Origin of the sequence: Phycicoccus sp. Root101, assembly GCF_001426245.1 — a bacterium.
In the GTDB taxonomy this organism is placed as follows: domain Bacteria; phylum Actinomycetota; class Actinomycetes; order Actinomycetales; family Dermatophilaceae; genus Pedococcus.
The window spans coordinates 314756-332067 of the sequence record NZ_LMCM01000009.1; the positions used below are offsets into that span (position 1 = coordinate 314756).

The following is a 17312-nucleotide window of genomic DNA, read 5'->3' on the forward strand; positions in this document are numbered from 1 at the left end:
GCTCACACCCCGAACTGGTTCTGCGCGGCCTCGTCCATCCGGGACCCGTTGTAGGCCGCGAGGCCGCCGGAGATGCCGTTCAGGGTGAGCTTGATGACGTGCATGATGTTGACGACCGCGTAGATCGCGTCGATGAAGCGGTCGATGGTGTCCAGGACGCGGCGGATCAGCTTGACGGCCTTGTCGAACCGGTCCCAGAAGCTCTTGATGTGGATCGCGATGTCAGCCGCCCCGACGAGCCAGCCCACCACGGGGACGGACGCCTCGATGATGAGCCGTTCGAGGATGTCGCTGATGAACGACACCAGCGTCGCGATGCCGAGGGCCGCGGACTTGGCCACCTCGATCAGGCTCCCGGTGAGCTCGCCGATGAGGTCGCACCCCTCGGCATACGTGGCGTAGTTCTGCCCGAGCTGCACCATCCGCGAACGGAAGGCCTCCGCGGCCTCGCCGTCCCAGACGTCGACGGTGTTGACGTCGAGCTCGGTGAAGTTCTCGCCGACGCCCTTGCACATCTGGCCGGCGTCCGCCCAGCCCTGCTTGGCGACACCCATCAGGCCCCAGTCGCCGCACAGCGGCTTGACGAGCTCCACCAACGGGTCGGTGCCGAACGCCTGTCGGCAGAACCCCAGCAGGTGGCCGATGAGGAAGCCGCAGCTCGACTCGAACTCCTCGATGAAGTCGTCGTCGGGTGCGACGGCCAGGCACTGGTCGTAGCCGGACGGGTCGACCTTCTCGTAGACGCTCACCACGTGCCCCCCTTGTCCTTGTTCGCCCAGCGGATCGCCTCGGTGTTGGCCGGGCCGTCGACGGCGTCGTCGGTGCGGCCGGTCTGGCCGAGGGTGTCGGCGAGGCGGTGGCCGGCGTCGAGGACGCCCTGGGTCTCGCTGAGCACGGCCCCGGGCGCCTGCAGCGCCTTGGCGCCCTTGCCCACCAGCTCGGAGTCGGGGTTGCTCAGGGCTCCTGCCGCCGGGCTGCGTGACCCGTCCTCGTCCTGCCGCCCCGGGACGTGGTCCCGCGCCCAGTCCTGCCCGCCTGCATACGCGTCGCGCTGGCGGTTGCGCAGGTAGGTGCCCCGCTCGGTCGGCGACATCCCGTCGAGCTTCTGGCGCAGGGCGTTGACCTGCTTGGTCAGGCCACGCTGCACCCAGTACTTCGGGTCGGTGCGGTCCGCGAGGTCGTCGGCGCGCTCGTGAACCCGCCACAGGTCCTTGGGGTTCTGGCGCAGCGGCTTGGTCAGGGTGTCCGTCGTGCTGACGACGTCCTTGCTGCCCTTGAGGAACGAGAGCTGGTCGAGGAACCCGAACGGACCCGACCCACCGCGGCTGCCCGGTCCGATCGGTGCCCCCGGCCGGACGGTGCCGCCCCGCGGCGCCTCGTACGGCGCGTCGACCCCCTGCTTCGCGGCGATCCGCTCGTGGGCGGCCCGGTCGCGGGCGATGAAGTCGGCGCGGGTGGCGGCGGTCTTGTCCGAGGCGACGCGGGCGATGGTGGCGCCGTTGGTCATCCCCTGCGAGCCCGCGTCGTACGCGCCCCGGTAGTGGCCCTCGAGCAGCCCGAGGACGCCGGTGAAGGCGCCGTTCGCGCTGCAGTTGGTGCGGACGAACGACCCCACCCCCTGCATGTGCCCCTGCTGGCGGTCCAGGACCTGCCCGATGAGGTCCATCTGGGCGATCTCGACCTTGATCTTCGGTGCCATGCTCTCCCCCTTCGCCGACGTGCCGGACTACTCCCAGACGGAGTCGCTCGCCTCCGCGTCGTCGTACCAGTTCTCCTCGTCCTCGTGGGTGAGCAGCTCGCGGTCCTTGCGCTCCTGCTCGGAGCTGCCGCCGCGGGCCGCGCCGCCGTGGGCCCCCACGACGCCCTGTCCACCCTGGCCACCGCGCCCGGAAGCGCCCGCGGCCACACCCGCCCGGCCGCCCGAGCCCGAGGTCCCGGAGCCCGCGGAGCCACCTGAGCGACCGCCGGAGGTGCCGCGACCACCGGCGCCCGCGCCGGACTGGCCACCACCGCCGGGCACCAGGGAGGTGCCTGCGCGCCCACCTGCGCCGGCGCCGTCGAGGCGGGGCACGCCGTACTTGCCCGACCCGGAGGCGCCGCTCACGGTCGAGCCGCGCGCGCCCGAGGCACTGCCCGAGCCACCGCCCGGCACCATGCCGGTGCCACGACCGCCGGCGCCTGACGCGACGATGTTGGTGCCGCCCCCGGCCCGGGAACCGGGCACGGCCGAGGTGCTGCCGCCGAGCCGCCCGGCGCCCGCACCGCGGGCCGCGCCGCCGGCGGCGTTCGCCGCACCCGACAGCGTGCTGCCGGCGCGCCCCGCGGCGCCGCGGATCGCCCCGCCGAGGCCACCCGCACCCCCGGCGACCATGCCGATCGTGCCCGCCGTCCCGGCCAGGCCGCCCGAGCCGGAACCGGACCCGCCGAGGCCGCTGGTGCCGGTGGCGCCGTGCAGGCCACCGGCGACCGGCACCGAGCCGGTCACCGTGCCGTCGACGCTGGTGAGCCCGTCGTAACCGGTGCCGACCACGCCGGTTCCGCCGGTGCCGTCGGTGCCGCCACCGCCCGTCCCGTCCTCGGGGATGATCTGGGGGACCATCGGGTCGCCGGGGAGCCCCTGGTAGCCCGTCACCGTCGGTGAGCCGACCCAGCCGGCGTTCGAGATCGTGGGGGTCGCACCGGTGTTGCCGCCGGAGTACCCGCCGCCACTGCCGCCACCGCTGGGCGTGCCGCCCCCGCCGCCACCACTGGGCAGCGAGCCCCCGCCGCGGCTGTAGTCGTCCTTGGCGTCGACGGGCAACGTGGTCGTGGCACTGGCCATGTCGACCTTGAGGGCCCGGAGAGCCTTGTCCGCGGCTGCCTCGCGCTGGGCCTCACGGTCGGCGACGGCCGCGTCGTACGCGCCCTGGTCGAACTTCTTCCCCACCGGTCCGGGGCTGTCGATCCCCTCCTGGCGCATGTACGCCTGGCGGTCCGGAGAGGGGTCCACCGTCTCGACGTCCGTCGCCAGCGCGGTCTGGGCCGCGGACACGGCGGTGTCGGCCTGAACCAGCGCGGACTTGACCTCGCGCAGCGCAGCGGCGTGCGCGGTCAGCTGGGCGGTCAGCGTGTCCATGGCGGTGTAGGCCGCCTTGGCTCCCTCGCCCTCCCAGTCCACCGCCAGGTCGTTCTTGGTGTTCTTGATGCTCGTCACGAGCTGGTCGATCTCGACCGCAGCGTCCTCCCAGTGCTGCGCCTGGCCGGCGATGTTGCCCGCGGCCGCCTGGATCTTCCTGAGCTCTGCCTCCTTGGCGCCCATCTCAGCTCCCCTCCCCTGGTTGTGCGGCCGCCGGACGGGCGGCCCCCTTGCGACTGACGACGAATGCGGTTCCTGCGGCGAGCACGACCACCAGCACGACGACCCACACCCAGGCCGGGACCCCGCCGCCGTCACCCGACGGCTGCGCGGTCGCGGAGCCGTCCTTGCCGGAGGTACCTGCCGGTGCCGAGCTCGTGGACGAAGACGTGGACGAGGACGCCGACGAGGACGGCGAGGCGGTGGACGACGGCGACGACGTGGCATCGTCGGCCAGCACCCCCGAGGCGACCTCCTCGGCGGTCGGGCCGAGGCCGTTCGCGGTGCGCAGCAACGGGTTGGTGTCCGGGTAGGACGTCGGGTCGACCCGCACGGCGTCAGCGGGGGCGAAGATCCCCCAGCCGAAGCCCGTCCTCGTCGAGTCCTGGATCTTGGGGAAGCCGGACCCGACCCTGCGGTAGGCCGCGATCCACCCCTTCGCGCCGCTGTTGCTGGTGCCCTGCTTCATGCCCGGGTTCTTCAGGGCGGCCTGCAGGACCTGGTCCGCGGTCGCCCCGGGGTACTTCGACCAGTAGGCCGCCAGGCCGCCGGCGACCAGGGGCGCGGCGAACGACGTCCCGTCGACCAGCTTGCCCTGGGCCACCCACGTCCCGCCCCGGTGCTCGCCCAGGACGAGGCCGACCCCGGGGGCGCAGAACGCGATGCCGTACCCGATGTCGTTGGCGCCCCGGGGATCCAGCTGCGCCTTGCTGTCGCAGGCGTTCACCGCGACGACGCCGTTGTATGCCGCGGGGAAGCTCACGGCCCCGTCACCGGTGGCCGCGACGACGATCGCGCCCGCGTGCTGGGCGAGCAGGATGGCCCGCTTCTCGTCGCCGCTGGTGCTGCTCGAGCCGAAGCTGAGGTTGACGATCCTCGCCCCGTCGGCGAGCGCCTTCTCCATCGCGATGAGCAGGGGTGAGCGCTTGTCGCCGTCGTCCTTCACGCCGCAGAGGTTCTTCTCCCCCGTGCCGATGCTGTAGTGGCGCAGGGTGACCTCGGGGGCGATACCGCGCACGCCCGGCGTGCCACCGGAGCGCGCACCCGTGCCGACGATCACCTGGGCGATCTCCGTCGCGTGGTCGGCGTCGGCGTCGGCGGCTGTCGCCGGTGCCGTGCACGGGGTGAACACCGAGGCGATGCGGCCCTTGACGTCCGCGGCGTCCGGGTCGATGGTCCCGTCGATCACCGCCACGGTCACGCCCTTGCCCTTCGCGCCGGCCGCCGCGAGGTCGTCGAAGCCCATCGCCGCTGGCCACCACGGCGTCGGGTTGGCCGCCTCGGCCGACGACGCCAGGGGCGAACCGGCCCCCGCGAGCCCGGGCAGGGCGACGAGGGCAGCGGCCACGACGGCCACCAACGACGTCCGCACGACGGATCGGGTGGGACGGTTCACGGGACGGTGCCCTCCTCGGGACTCGTGCGACAGCGGTGGGTCGGTCGGTCGGTGCGCGGCCTCAGCGGGAGGCCTGGACGGCCGTGTCGCCGTCGTCGGGCGCCGGCGGGGCACCCATGACGTTGTCCGTGCCGGTGGCGGGCTGGGGGCCGGCTGCCGGGTCCGTGCCCTGTCCGGTGCCCTGGTCACCGGCCTGGCCGGTGCCGCCGTCGACGGCGTCCTTGCGGGCCTGCTCCTGCACCTTCTCGGCGTCCCTGGCCTCCTGCGTCTCGTTGGCCCGGGTGTTGCGCTGGGTGCTGTGCAGGTTCTCGGCCGCCTTGGGTGCGGCGAGCGTGGCGAACACCTCGCCGGCGCGGTTGTCCTTGTCCTCGAGGTGCGTGGCCACCTGGAGCAGCTTCTCCTGGTAGTCCTTGACGTCCTGCTCGACACCCTTGAGCGTGTCCTCGTAGATCTGCTTGGCCGTGGCGTAGACCGAACCGAACTCCTTGCAGGAGTCGATGCCGGAGAAGGAGTCGGCGTCCAGGGTCGTCCCCACGACCTTGGACCGGCTGCCGGTGGCGCGCTCGGTCCACGCCGCACCCCGGTTGTTCGCGAGCGTGCGGATGATCTCGAAGTCGGCCTTGAGCTTGCCGTTGGTGAAGCGGTACCCCTGCGCCTGCTGTCGGTCTTCGTCGGGCAGTGCCATCTGATTCCCCCCTGGGTCTAGTCGTGGACCTGGTGCCAGTGGTCGCGGCACGTGCCGGACCCCTTGCGGGCTCCGGCACGACCGTGGCGACTGGCTCCTACTGGAACAGCCCGGCGGACTTCTTGTCGCCGTCCCGGTAGTCCTCGTTGCTGGTCTCGACGGCGCTGCCGATCTCGGCCAGGACGAGCTTCATGTCCGTGATGGCCTGGGTCCACTTCTGCTTGGCCTGGGTGTAGGCCTCCTTGGCAGAACCGTCCCACTCGCTCTTCAGCGGAGAGAGCGCCTGGTCCATGTCGTTGAGCTTGTTCTCGATCTTCGACGCGCCCTGGGCGATGTCGCCGGCAGCAGCGCTCAGTCCTCCGTGGTCGACAAGCATGTCTCACATACCCCCGTACTTGTTCTTCATGGCGGTCGCGGCGTTCTCGTCGCGCTCGGTGAAGGTGTTCTGCGTCGTGCGCAGGTTCTCCTCGAACGTGGACAACGCGGCGATGATCTTGGCGGAGTCCTCCTTCCAGCGGGTGAAGGTGGCCTGGAAGCTGGCCGCTCCCTGTCCCTTCCACTGGCTCTGCAGACCCTGCAAGCGGCCCTCGAGGGACTTCAGCTCGTTGTCGAGCTGTCCCCGGTAGTCGCTGACGATGCCGGCGCCTTTATTGAGTACGCCATCTCCAGCAGCAAGCATGGTGCCTCCCAACTTCCATTTCTGGCCCCCCTGGGGGCGCGCTGATCCCAGCTGCGTGCGCATGGGACGGACCCCGAAACACCATCCCCCGAGGTCCGATTTGAGAGACTAGCAACGTTTGCAACAGCGCAACATGGGGAGAACTCCCCCTTATGCTGCGTCTGGCCCCACCGGGGCCGAAGGACATTTCGTCGTCACCGGGAGGGGCCCGTGACCGTGAGCACTGGCAGTTCTGGCACCACCACGTCGCTCATCCGGCTGTCGGTCACGGCGGGGACGCGCCGCGCGGACCTCGGTCTGCCGGGCGGCATACCCGTCGCCGAGCTGGTGCCCGAGCTGGCCCGCGAGCTGGGGCAGCTCGATCCCGCCACGGCAAGCAGGGGGTTCCGGCTCGTGCGGCACGACGGGATCACCGTGGAGCCGGACCGCAGCCTCGCCGCCCAGGGGGTCGAGGACGGGTTCGTCCTGTCCCTGGAGCCGGCCGGTGACCCCGTCGAGCTCAAGGTCTACGACGACGTGGTCGAGGCGGTCGCCGACCTCGTGGAGTCCTCCTTCGCACCGTGGACGCCCGAGAACTCTGCGCGGACGGCCCTCGGTGCCGCGGTCGCCCTGTTCGGCGCGGGCGCCGTCGCGCTCGTGACCGCCCGCACGAACGGCGTGCTCGTAGTGGGCATGGCCGGTGCCGTCGCCGTCCTGCTCGTCATCGCCGCCGCCGTCCTTTCCCAGGCCCGCCGCCAGTCCGTGTCCGGTGCTGCCCTCGCCCTGGCCGCGAGCGCGTATGCCGCCGTGGCCGGCTTCGCCGTGCCGCTGGACGGGACCGTGTGGGGACGCCCGCTGATGGTCGCCGGACTCGGCGCCGCCGTGGTCGGGGCCCTCGGGGTGCTGGTCGTCCGAGAGCACCGTCAGGTGGTGCTGGTCGGCCCCGTGGTCGGGCTGGTCCTGGCCGTGGCCGGCGCCCTGGTCGCCTACGGCGGCTTCCCGGTGGACGGCGTGGCCGCGGTGGTCTTCGCGGTCGCGATCATCGCCGGGAACCTGTTCCCGTGGTTCGCCGTGTCGTCGAGCCGGCTGACGACCCACCCGCCTCGCACGGACGCGGAGATCTTCGCCGACGCGCCAGCCGTCGACAGCCGCTCGGTCCGCCGCCAGGTGGTCGCTGGCCACGACCTCATGCTCGGCCTCGGGATCGCCGCGGGGCTCGTGGCGCTGCTCACCGCGCCGTTCGTCGCGCGCACCGGCTGGCTGGGACCAGTCCTGGGTGCCGTCGGTTTCGCCGCGGTCCTGCTGCGCACCCGCCACAGCCGCACCCACGCCACCGTCCTGGTGGCCATGGTCGTGGGCATCCTCGGCCTGTCGGTGGTCGGGGTCAGCGCCGCCCTGGCGCACCCGTCCTGGCGACCGCTGCTGGGTGTCGCCCTGGCCGGAGCCGCCGCGGTCGTCGTGGGCCTGGCGCTGGTGGCGCCGCGCTCGAGGGTCCGTCTCGGCCGCGTCGCGGACGCCGTCGACGGCGTCTGCCTCGTGGCGCTGCTGCCGCTCGCAGCTGCCGCGGCCCACGTGTTCTAGACGGCACCGCAGCTCCGCTCCCGGGCGGCACCACACCGCGGGCGGAGCAGACCCGCAGCGATCCGGTGGGATTCGTGGGATTTTGACGCGTGGCGCGGCATTTCCCCTAGAATCGCACCGGCCCGGCGCGGCACCCAGGGATGAGGGGGGCAGCGGCACCGGGGCGACCACACGACGTTCGACTCGTCCAGGGGGACACACCGTGACATCGACTTGGCGCTCGCTCGCGCTCACCACCGCCGTCATCGCCGGATCGGGCCTGATGTTCCTGGGCCAGCAGTCCGCCTCGGCCGACACGGCCACGCCGTGCGTGACGACCACCAGCGCGACCGTCTCGGTCGACCTGACGGGGACCGGCCCCGCCGCCTGCGGCATCGACGCCCGCGACGACAGCGCGCCGCTCGACCCGCCGGAGCCGGTCTGCGAGATCCTCCCGCAGCTCTGCGAGACCACCACGACGACCGTCCCCGACGAGACGACGAGCAGCACCACGACGACCACGACCGACCCCGGCCCGACCGACCCGCCGACCGACACCGTGACGTCGACGACGAGCACCACGGCGACCCTGCCGACGCTGCCCACCACGAGCACGACGAGCAGCACGTCCACGACGTCGGAGCCGTCGACGACCTCGCAGCCCCCCACCAGCGGGCCTGCGACCACGACCTCCAGCTCGACGAGCACCGCGCCGGGCACTCCCGGTGGTGGGACCGGCACCGGCGGCGGGACCGGTGGCGGCACCAGCGCCCCCACCGGCACGCTCGGCACCGCCCCGGTCGACGTCGAGGGCAGCGTGGGGGCCGGCGACTGCACCGGGTTGCAGTGCGCCGACCAGTCCTACCTGGACGCCCTCGGCTCGCGCACCCAGCAGAACGCCGCCGTGCCGGCCGCCACCGCCGGCCAGGGTGCGCTGGCCAGGACCGGCGCCGAGCTGCCCTCGATGACCACGCTGGCAGGCGGACTGCTGCTCGGCGGCGCCCTGCTGCTCACCGCCCGCAGGCGCCTCACCCCGGGGTACGCCCGCCGCCACTGACCCGGGTGGGGTCCGTCCCCGCCCGGCCACCGGCCCCCGGCCACCAGGTCCGGGCCGACACCGGCCGGGTTCGTGGCCCCGACCCCACGCAGCACGGCCACGCACCTAGGGTGGTCGCAGCCGGACCAACCACCGCGAAAGGCAGGGAACGGGCGTGGCCACCAAGAAGGATCTGGTCGAGGCCCAGGCCTTCAGCCGTCGTCGGCTGACCACCGCCTTCGTCGCCGGCGCCCCCGGTGGACGCGAGGTCGAGCCTCAGCGCCCGCTGCGCGCCATCGTCGGCGGGATCGCGGTCACCGTCCTGCTCGGGGTGGGGGGCCTGGTCGCCGGCGCCCTGAAGCCGCCGCCGCCGACCGGCTGGGACGACAACCACCTCGTCATCGCCAAGAAGAGCGGTGCCCGGTACGTCGCCGTCAAGAAGACGCTCTACCCGGTCATCAACACGACCAGCGCGCGACTGCTCATCCCGTCCGGCTCGTTCTCCGTGGTCACCGTCGACGACGACAAGATCGCGACCACCCCGCGCGGACAGACCATCGGGATCCTCGGTGCCCCCGACTCGCTGACCCCGCCGTCTCGGCTGGCGCGGACCGGGTGGGTGTCCTGCCTGGCCCAGGACGGTGCCACCAGGACGGTCGTCGGACCGGGCTCCACCAGCGCGCCGGCCACGGGCCGCGCCACGGTGGTGCGCACCGCCGACGGCCTGTTCGTCGTCACCGGCCGGTACCGGCTCCCGATCTCCGGCAAGGACGCGGCGGCAGTGCTGCGCCAGCTGCGCCTGGACGCGGCCACCCCCGTGCCCGCGCCCGCAGCCTGGACCGGCCTCTTCCCTCAGGGCCCGACCCTCGGCCCCCTCCGGGTGGACGGGGCGGGCAAGGCCCTGCCCGACCTCCCTCCGGGTGCGGTCGTCGGCTCGGTCCTCGCGGTCAAGGACTCGGGCGAGACGCCCCGTCGCTACGTCGTGACGCCCACGGGCGAGCTGGCCCTGCTGTCACCGTTCGCCTACGCGCTCTACCAGATCGGGTCCGGTCGGGCGCTGGGCGCGGACCTGCAGGTCACCCCGGCCGAGATCGCCGCCCTCAAGACCACCGACCGGTCGATCGTGCCGTCCCAGTGGCCCGAGGAGCTGCCCGCCCCGGTCGACGGGCAGGCCTGCGCGACGCTCACGTCCGGTCCGAGCACGCTGCCCACCACGGCCCTCAGCACGTCGAAGGACGTGCGCGCGACCGACGGCACCGTGACCGAGGTGGCTGCCGGGTCCGGGGCACTGGTCCGCGCCATCGGCGACAACATCGTCAACCGCGGCCCCGTCTTCGTCGTCGACCCGACGGCCACCGCCTACAGCGTCGACGGCGGTGACGACACCCTGGGCCGACTCGGGTACGCCGCAGCCGACGTCGTCCCCGTCCCCCAGGCGTGGGTGGACCTGTTCCGCTCCGGCCCCACCCTCAGCGTGGCGGCGGCCCAGCAGGCCGTCACCACCGGGAAGAAATGACCCGCGCCCGGCTGGCCGCCGGTGTGGTCGCCGGCCTGCTCGGCGGTGCGGGGCTGGTGGCCACCTCGGCGGCACCGGCCGCCGCAGCGAGCTGCGACAAGGACAAGACGACCTATGTCAACGAGGAGCCGCAGGCACTGCAACGCCTCAACGCGCGCTTCGCCTGGACCCTGGCCACCGGCCGTGGAGTCACGGTGGCCGTGGTCGACTCCGGCGTGGAGGCGAAGAACGCCCACCTCGGACCGGTCCTGGTCGGTGGCAGGTCGTTCGTGCCTGACCTCGGGGCCCGCGGTGACGCCGTCGGCCACGGCACGGCCATCGCCGGGCAGATCGCGGCCCGGCCGGTCAAGGGGTCCGGGGTCATCGGGCTCGCCCCCGACGCACGCATCCTGCCGGTCCGCGTCTTCTACGCCGACGACGAACAGTCCCGCAGCGCCGGGGTCGGGCCGCGACCCGACCGGATCGCGGCCGGCATCCGGTACGCCGCCGACCAGGGCGCCAAGGTCATCAACGTCTCGATGAGCACCCCCTCGGACGACAGCCGGTTGCGGGACAGCGTCGCGTACGCCACGAAGAAGGGCTCGCTCGTCGTCGCCTCCGCCGGCAACCGGAACGTCTCGGAGAACAAGTCCGACGGGCCCCGCTACCCCGCGGCCTACCCCCAGGCCGTCGCCGTCGCCGCGGTCGACACCGCGGACCAGGTCGGCGAGGGGTCGATCCACGGACCCCACGTCGACGTCGCGGCACCGGGCACCCGCATCCTCACCACGTTCTACGCCGCCGGGGACTGCCTCCTCGAGGAGGAGGCGGAGTCGACCAGCTTCGCGACGGCATACGTGAGCGCCGCGGCGGCGATGCTCGCCGAACGGTTCCCGGGCGAGGGGCCGGCCGGGTGGAAGCACCGCCTCGAGGCCACCGCCTCCCGCGACCAGCGCGACACCCGCGACGACTCCGCGGGCTGGGGACTGATCCAGCCCTACGAGGCCCTCACCGCGCTGACCGACGGGAGCGTCAGCGGTCCCGTCGCACCGGGTGCCACCAGGCCGCCCGTGGTCGCCGCGCCGGCCACCCGGCTCGACCTCACCCCGGCGTCGGACCCCCGCGCACCGGAACGCACCGCCGCCACGTGGTGGTCCCTGCTCGGGGTCAGTGCACTGGTCGCCCTCGCGCTGGGTGGCGCCCTGCGCCCGGGCCGGCGCCGCGCCGCCACCTGAGGGTCCGCGGCGGGCACTGCCCCGCGGCAACCGGTTGGTCAGCGCACGAGCCGGGATGGGAAGATCACGCCATGACCGACGCACCCTCCACGCCCCGCGCTGCCACCATCCCCGACCGGCCCTCCATCGACGGGCTCGAGGACACGTGGTCGCAGGTATGGCGCGAGCAGGGCACCTACGCGTTCGACCGGGCGTCCGCCCACGAGCGCGGCCGGTCCTCGGTCTTCTCCATCGACACCCCGCCGCCGACCGCGTCGGGTTCGCTGCACATGGGGCACGTGTTCTCCTACACGCACACCGACTGCATGGCGCGCTACAAGCGGATGGCCGGGTTCGAGGTCTTCTACCCGATCGGCTGGGACGACAACGGCCTGCCCACCGAGAAGCGCGTGCAGAACTACTACGGCGTCCGCGGCGACGCGACGCTCCCCTACGCGCCGGACTTCGAGCCGCCGCACCGCGGTGACGCCAAGAGCCTCAAGGCCGCCGACACGATGCCGATCTCGCGGCAGAACTTCATCGAGCTGTGCGACGAGCTGACCGTCAAGGACGAGGAGGCGTTCGAGAGCCTGTTCCGCCGGATGGGCTTCTCGCTCGACTGGGACATCTCCTACCGCACCATCGACGACCACTCCCGAGCCACGGCCCAGCAGGCGTTCCTGCGCAACCTCGCCCGCGGCGAGGCCTACCAGTCCGAGGCTCCCGGCCTGTGGGACGTCACCTTCCAGACCGCCGTGGCCCAGGCCGAGCTCGAGGCCCGTGACTACCCCGGCGCCTACCACCGCGTCGCCTTCCACGGCGCCGACGGCCCGATCCACATCGAGACCACCCGCCCCGAGCTGATCCCGGCCGTGGTGGCGCTGATCGCCCACCCCGACGACGAGCGGTATGCCGCGCTGTTCGGCACCACGGTCACGTCACCGTTGTTCGGGGTCGAGATCCCCGTCGTCGCCCACCCGGCGGCCGAGCCCGACAAGGGCGCCGGCATCGCCATGTGCTGCACCTTCGGCGACCTCACCGACGTGCTGTGGTGGCGTGAGCTCCAGCTGCCGACCCGCTCGATCATCACCCGCTCCGGCCGGATCCAGGCCGAGGTCCCCGACTGGGTCGCGGGCGGTCCCGGCGAGGCACTGTTCGCCGACGACGTCGCGGGCAAGACGACCTTCAGCGCCCGCGAGGCGATCGTGGCCGCGCTGCGCGAGTCCGGTGACCTCGACGGCGAGCCCAAGGCCACCCAGCGCAAGGCCAACTTCTACGAGCGCGGCGAGAAGCCGCTCGAGATCGTCACCTCCCGCCAGTGGTACATCCGCAACGGTGGACGCGACCGCGAGCTCAACGCCGAGTTCATCGAGCGTGGGCGCCAGGTCGAGTTCCACCCGGCGTTCATGCGCGCCCGGTACGAGAACTGGGTCAGCGGTCTCAACGGCGACTGGCTCGTCTCGCGTCAACGGTTCTTCGGCGTCCCGATCCCCGTCTGGTTCCCGCTCGACGACGCCGGCGACCCGGTATACGACAAGCCCCTGGTGCCCTCTGAGGACGAGCTGCCGGTCGACCCGGCGGCGCAGGCGCCCTCGGGGTACGACGAGTCGCAGCGTGGCGTGCCCGGTGGGTTCGTCGGCGACCCCGACATCATGGACACCTGGGCGACGTCGTCGCTCACGCCGCAGATCGCCGGTCGCTGGCGCGACGACCCGGAGCTGTTCGCGGACGTCTTCCCCATGGACGTCCGCCCCCAGGGCCACGACATCATCCGGACCTGGCTGTTCTCGACGATGGTCCGCTCGCACCTCGAGTTCGACTCGGTGCCGTGGCACAACGCCGCGCTCTCGGGCTGGATCCTCGACCCCGACCGCAAGAAGATGAGCAAGTCCAAGGGCAACGTCGTCACGCCGGAGGACGTCGTCAAGGAGCACTCGGCCGACGCGGTCCGCTACTGGGCGGCCAGCGGCCGACTAGGGGCCGACGCGGCCTACGACACCGGGCAGATGAAGGTCGGCAGGCGCCTGGCGATCAAGGTCCTCAACGCCACCAAGTTCGCCCTGAGCTTCGGGGAGGTCGAGGGCGATCTTGCTGCGGCAGTGACGAACCCGCTCGACGTCGCCATGCTCGCGGAGCTGCGTGACGTCGTGGGCAAGGCGACGGCCGGGTTCGAGTCGTGGGACCACACCCGCGCGCTCGAGACGACCGAGACGTTCTTCTGGACGTTCTGCGACGACTACCTCGAGCTGGTCAAGGACCGCGCCTACGGCGGCCAGGGCGACGAGGCCGCTGCGTCGGCCCGCGCTGCCCTGCGCATCGCCCTCGACGTGCTGCTGCGGCTGCTCGCGCCGTTCCTCCCCTACGTCACCGAGGAGGTCTGGTCCTGGTGGCACGAGGGCTCGGTCCACCGTGCCGCGTGGCCGACCACCTACGACGTGGCCGTCGGTGCCGGTGGCGACCCGGCCGTCCTCACCGCGGTGGGCGAGGCCCTCGCCGGCGTCCGGAAGGCCAAGTCCGAGGCCAAGGTCGGCATGCGTGCCGAGGTCGCCTCGCTCGTCCTCGCCGGCCCCGCGGAGTGGGTGGCCCGGGTCCAGCTCGCCGAGACCGACCTGCGCGCCGCCGGCCGCATCACGGCGACGCCGACCTATGCCGAGGCAGAGACCCCGGAGGTCCGGGACGCCGAGCTCATCCCGGTGGAGAAGCCGAAGGCCTGAACCCTGCGCAGCCCGTCGGGCTGGACGGCGACCCACGGGACGTCCCAGCCCGACAGGCGCAGGGCCCGGCCCGCGAACCGGTCCTCGTCGAGCAGGGTGACCTGCCCGGTCGCCGGGTCGTAGACGTCGAGCACCCGGTCGCCATCACCCGGCAGCACGAGGGTCACGTGCCGGGGCAGGGTGGTGCTGCCGATGTAGAGCAGTGCCGGCTCCCCCTCGGCCACCACCTCGAGCAACCTGGCGTGGGCGGTGCGGAGCCCGGCGGTGGTGAGCGGGCGCACCACCCGCAGCTCGTAGCTCGCGCCCTTGCGGGCGGCCCCGAACTCCAGCTCCTTGCGGGCGCCCCACGGGGGCGTGCCGAGGGCCCGGGGCCACGGGAGGTTCAGTCGGCGTCCCCCGGCGAACAACCGGTTGGTGCGTGCCATGACCACCCGCTCGTATGCCGCGAAGCGCTCCTTCTCGGTCGCGCCCGCAGGGGCGTCACCCCGCGGCTCCTGGCCCGTGGTGATCCACCGCGCGAAGGCGGGGTTGACGAGCATCCGGGCCACGGTGAGACAGGCCGACCCGCAGGTGACCGGACTCTGCTGCACCGGTCCCACGTCGCCGCTGCCCAACCGGTACCCCATGGCCATGGGCCCATCCTGTCCGCTCGGCCCGGTCCCGTCCACCACGCCCGGGGGACCGGACCTCAGCGCACGGTGGCGCGCCGACCCGCCTGAGCCAGGAGCAGGGTCGCCGGGGGTGCGAAGTCGGGGACCTGGGGCGGTGGCGCGAACCGGCTGGGACGGTCTTCGTCGGTGATGTGGTCCCTCGCCCAGGGCCACAGGTCCATCGCCAGGGTCGAGGGGATGGGCCGGTCGAGCCCGAGGGCCGTGGCCACGTCCCAGCCGTGCAGCGTGATCTCCAACGCCCCGACCGCACCGAGCGTCTCGCGGGCGAGCTCGAGCGGACCGAGCACCACCATCGGCTCCGCGGGAGGGATCCAGGCGGCGACGAGCCCGCAGGCCCGCTGCCGGATGCTGGCGAGCAGGGCCCCGGCATCCACAGGGCCGGGCTCGGGGGCGAGGGCCAACGAGGAGGACCGGGCCGCCTCCGCCATCGCTGCCAGCGAGTCGTCCATGTGCAGGAGCAGGTCCAGCAACGACCACCGCGCGCAGGGCGTTGGCCGGTGCAGGGACTCGGGCGTCACGTGGGCCAGGCAGCCGCGGGTGTAGCCGACGGCCCGGTCCAGCAGCTCGACGGCGCTCGGGGTCGGTGGGGAGGAGCCTGGCAAGGACATGGTGGTCAGCGGGTGACGAGGTGGTCGGCCGGCAGCGTCGCCGGCAGGCCGAACTTCGCGAACAGCTCGAGGTCGAAGAAGGCCGCGACGTGCTCCACCTGCGTGCCGCGCAGGGTCAGCACCTGCAGGTGGAACGGGGCGAACGTGCCGTCGGGCTGGCGCATGTAGAGGCCGAACGCCGGCTGACCGTTCGCCATCGTCGCCACCATCGGCATGTCGTTGGTCCCGCCGGGGCACTGGGTGTCGATGAGCCGGCCGATCGCCTCGGCCCCCGAGTACCACCCGGTGAACGGAGGCATCTCCCACACCGCGTCGGCGGTGAGCATGCCGACGATCGCGGTGATGTCCTTGTCCCAGAACGCCTTCACGTAGCGGTCGAGCATCGCCTGCTTCTCGGCGTCGAGGGTCGTGTCGAGGGTGTCCTGGCTGAGGTCGGCCTTGGACAGCTGGGCGTGCGCGCGCTGGAGGGCGCTGTTCACGGCGGCCTCGGTGGTGTCGAGGGCTGCTGCCACCTCGGAGGCCTTCCAGCGCAGGACGTCGCGCAGGATGAGGACCGCGCGCTGCCGGGCCGGGAGGTGCTGGAGGGCGGCGATGAAGGCGAGGCGGATGCTCTCACGCTGGCCGACGATGCTCGCCGGGTCGCTCGACTCCCCGGCGACCAAGGGGTCCGGCGCCGGCTCCAGCCAGGAGATCTCGTTCGAGGACGCGAGGGCGTCGCCGGGCTCGCTGGCCGGGGCCCCCAGCCCCGTCGGCAGCGGCCTGCGGTCCTTGCCCTCGAGCGCGGTGAGGCAGACGTTCGTCGCGATGCGGTAGAGCCACGTCCGCACCGACGACCTCCCCTCGAAGCCACCGTAGGCGCGCCACGCACGGAGGTAGGTCTCCTGGACCAGGTCCTCGGCGTCGTGGATCGACCCGGTCATCCGGTAGCAGTGGGCGGTGAGCTCGCGCCGGTAGCCGTCGGCGAGCGCCGGGAACGCCTCGGTCTGCGGCACCTCGGTGCCGGCCTGGGTGTCGCTCAGCTGGGTCATCGGGATCCTCCTGGTCGGCCACTGCGGTGCTCGCCCCACCCTAGGCACAGGGGGGTCGTACCGGGACAGACCCGCACGCCGACCAGAACTCATCGCCCGGGTAACAAATCGCCCTCGATTTGTCGCCGTACCCGTCGACGGGCCACCCCGCTGTCTAGGGTCGTGGACCGTGACCGGACGCGGGCGGGTGCTGCTGGGCGGGGGCGGGCTGACGCTCCTGCTCGCTGCCTGGGTGTCGGCCACCGGCCCGGTGGCCATCTTCGCGCGCCGGGACCTCACCCGTGCGCCCGTCCCGGTCCCCGGCATCGACTACGGCGTGGACGGCAGCGCAGGGTCCGAGGGGCGCCGGAGCTCGAACGTCCTGCCCGGCCCCGACCAGCCCTTCCTGGTGGGGCTCGTGACCTGGGCGGCCAAGATCGTCCTCGCCGTCATCGTCCTGGCCCTCCTGGTCGCGGCGGTCCGCGAGCTGCGGCAGTGGTGGGACACCCGGACCGGTGCCGAGCCCCAGGTCCCCGACGACGTCGTCGTCCCCGAGGTGCTCCTGCGCGGTGCCCGCGAGGGCGAGGAGCTGCTGACCACCGGCACGCCCGCGAACGCCGTGATCGCCGCCTGGGTGGCGCTGGAGGCGGCAGCGCGCTCGATCGGCGTGCGCGACGACACGACCCGCACCTCGGAGGAGCTGGTCACCGCCGTCCTGCGCTCCTGGTCGGTCGACCGTGCCCCGCTCGACGTGCTGGCGGCCCTGTACCGCGAAGCCCGCTTCTCGACCCACCCCGTGGGCGAGGAGATGCGTACCAGCGCCCGCGAGGCGCTGCAGCAGGTCCAGGTGGAGCTGCGCAACGCCGTCCCCAAGGGCCAGCGCCCGGGCGCCTCGACGTCGGCCGGTCCGGGCGGGAGACGATGAGGGCGCGCC

The 17312-nt window shown here is 73.0% G+C and carries 16 protein-coding genes; 6 read left to right on the plus strand and 10 right to left on the minus strand.

Features of this window, described 5'->3' with window-relative positions:
- Positions 1-2: 2 nt before the first annotated feature.
- The 7 genes from ASC58_RS16145 to ASC58_RS21160 form a co-directional block, all read right to left on the minus strand.
- Positions 3-749, minus strand: a complete 747-nt coding sequence (locus tag ASC58_RS16145) for a hypothetical protein (protein ID WP_157598549.1) — start codon at positions 747-749, stop codon at positions 3-5.
- Positions 746-1699 carry a hypothetical protein gene (locus ASC58_RS16150; protein WP_056920015.1) on the minus strand — a complete coding sequence of 318 codons (954 nt, stop codon included), beginning with the start codon at positions 1697-1699 and terminating at the stop codon, positions 746-748. The genes ASC58_RS16145 and ASC58_RS16150 overlap by 4 nt, the downstream gene beginning before the upstream one ends.
- 27 nt (positions 1700-1726) lie before the next feature.
- Positions 1727-3298: a WXG100 family type VII secretion target gene (locus ASC58_RS16155; protein WP_056920016.1), complete on the minus strand. Its 1572-nt coding sequence runs from the start codon at positions 3296-3298 to the stop codon at positions 1727-1729.
- A 1-nt stretch (position 3299) separates the two neighbouring features.
- Positions 3300-4730 (minus strand): S8 family serine peptidase, encoded by a 1431-nt coding sequence (locus ASC58_RS16160; protein WP_056920017.1) that lies wholly within the window; start codon positions 4728-4730, stop codon positions 3300-3302.
- A 61-nt stretch (positions 4731-4791) separates the two neighbouring features.
- Positions 4792-5415 (minus strand): hypothetical protein, encoded by a 624-nt coding sequence (locus ASC58_RS16165; RefSeq protein WP_056920018.1) that lies wholly within the window; start codon positions 5413-5415, stop codon positions 4792-4794.
- Positions 5416-5512: 97 nt separating this feature from the next.
- Positions 5513-5791: a WXG100 family type VII secretion target gene (locus ASC58_RS21155; RefSeq protein ID WP_235529277.1), complete on the minus strand. Its 279-nt coding sequence runs from the start codon at positions 5789-5791 to the stop codon at positions 5513-5515.
- Between the two features lie 3 nt (positions 5792-5794).
- Positions 5795-6094, minus strand: coding sequence for a WXG100 family type VII secretion target (locus ASC58_RS21160; protein ID WP_235529278.1), 300 nt, complete (start codon positions 6092-6094; stop codon positions 5795-5797).
- Positions 6095-6310: 216 nt separating this feature from the next.
- On the opposite strand from ASC58_RS21160, the gene eccD reads away from it, so the two are divergent.
- The 5 genes from eccD to valS all read left to right on the plus strand — a co-directional run bounded on the left by eccD (position 6311) and on the right by valS (position 14092).
- On the plus strand, positions 6311-7654 hold the full coding sequence (gene eccD, locus ASC58_RS16175) for a type VII secretion integral membrane protein EccD (RefSeq protein ID WP_162246864.1): 1344 nt from the start codon (positions 6311-6313) through the stop codon (positions 7652-7654).
- Positions 7655-7856: 202 nt separating this feature from the next.
- Entirely contained in the window at positions 7857-8690 is an 834-nt protein-coding gene (locus tag ASC58_RS16180; protein WP_056920020.1) for a hypothetical protein, read from the plus strand.
- Positions 8691-8844: 154 nt separating this feature from the next.
- Positions 8845-10185 carry a type VII secretion protein EccB gene (gene eccB / locus ASC58_RS16185; RefSeq protein ID WP_056920021.1) on the plus strand — a complete coding sequence of 447 codons (1341 nt, stop codon included), beginning with the start codon at positions 8845-8847 and terminating at the stop codon, positions 10183-10185.
- The gene (locus ASC58_RS16190; protein WP_056920022.1) at positions 10182-11399 is read left to right on the plus strand and encodes a S8 family serine peptidase; all 1218 of its coding nucleotides are present in this window, start codon (positions 10182-10184) and stop codon (positions 11397-11399) included. The genes eccB and ASC58_RS16190 overlap by 4 nt, the downstream gene beginning before the upstream one ends.
- Before the next feature lie 71 nt (positions 11400-11470).
- Complete coding sequence (gene valS / locus ASC58_RS16195; RefSeq protein ID WP_056920023.1) at positions 11471-14092, plus strand: valine--tRNA ligase; 2622 nt, start codon at positions 11471-11473, stop codon at positions 14090-14092.
- Here the strand turns inward: valS and ASC58_RS16200 are convergent.
- Genes ASC58_RS16200 through ASC58_RS16210 form a run of 3 tightly spaced genes read right to left on the minus strand, consistent with a single transcriptional unit; the run spans position 14023 to position 16399 of the window.
- Positions 14023-14724 (minus strand): hypothetical protein, encoded by a 702-nt coding sequence (locus ASC58_RS16200; RefSeq protein WP_235529279.1) that lies wholly within the window; start codon positions 14722-14724, stop codon positions 14023-14025. The two genes, valS and ASC58_RS16200, sit on opposite strands and share 70 nt — an antisense overlap.
- Positions 14725-14780: 56 nt before the next feature.
- Positions 14781-15371: a TIGR03086 family metal-binding protein gene (locus ASC58_RS16205; protein ID WP_056920024.1), complete on the minus strand. Its 591-nt coding sequence runs from the start codon at positions 15369-15371 to the stop codon at positions 14781-14783.
- A gap of 5 nt (positions 15372-15376) precedes the next feature.
- The gene (locus ASC58_RS16210) at positions 15377-16399 is read right to left on the minus strand and encodes a sigma-70 family RNA polymerase sigma factor (RefSeq protein WP_056920025.1); all 1023 of its coding nucleotides are present in this window, start codon (positions 16397-16399) and stop codon (positions 15377-15379) included.
- A 169-nt stretch (positions 16400-16568) separates the two neighbouring features.
- Here ASC58_RS16210 and ASC58_RS16215 point away from each other — a divergent pair, with 169 nt between their 5' ends.
- Complete coding sequence (locus tag ASC58_RS16215; protein WP_056920026.1) at positions 16569-17303, plus strand: DUF4129 domain-containing protein; 735 nt, start codon at positions 16569-16571, stop codon at positions 17301-17303.
- Positions 17304-17312: the final 9 nt, after the last annotated feature.

Coding starts and splice junctions, on each gene's coding strand:
- ASC58_RS16200 (WP_235529279.1), bottom strand. CDS start 14,724: ATGGCCATGGGGTACCGGTTGGGCAGCGGCGACGTGGGACCGGTGCAG.
- ASC58_RS16165 (WP_056920018.1), bottom strand. CDS start 5,415: ATGGCACTGCCCGACGAAGACCGACAGCAGGCGCAGGGGTACCGCTTC.
- ASC58_RS16190 (WP_056920022.1), top strand. CDS start 10,182: ATGACCCGCGCCCGGCTGGCCGCCGGTGTGGTCGCCGGCCTGCTCGGC.
- ASC58_RS21155 (WP_235529277.1), bottom strand. CDS start 5,791: ATGCTTGTCGACCACGGAGGACTGAGCGCTGCTGCCGGCGACATCGCC.
- ASC58_RS16155 (WP_056920016.1), bottom strand. CDS start 3,298: ATGGGCGCCAAGGAGGCAGAGCTCAGGAAGATCCAGGCGGCCGCGGGC.
- ASC58_RS16210 (WP_056920025.1), bottom strand. CDS start 16,399: ATGACCCAGCTGAGCGACACCCAGGCCGGCACCGAGGTGCCGCAGACC.
- valS (WP_056920023.1), top strand. CDS start 11,471: ATGACCGACGCACCCTCCACGCCCCGCGCTGCCACCATCCCCGACCGG.
- ASC58_RS16150 (WP_056920015.1), bottom strand. CDS start 1,699: ATGGCACCGAAGATCAAGGTCGAGATCGCCCAGATGGACCTCATCGGG.
- ASC58_RS21160 (WP_235529278.1), bottom strand. CDS start 6,094: ATGCTTGCTGCTGGAGATGGCGTACTCAATAAAGGCGCCGGCATCGTC.
- ASC58_RS16205 (WP_056920024.1), bottom strand. CDS start 15,371: ATGTCCTTGCCAGGCTCCTCCCCACCGACCCCGAGCGCCGTCGAGCTG.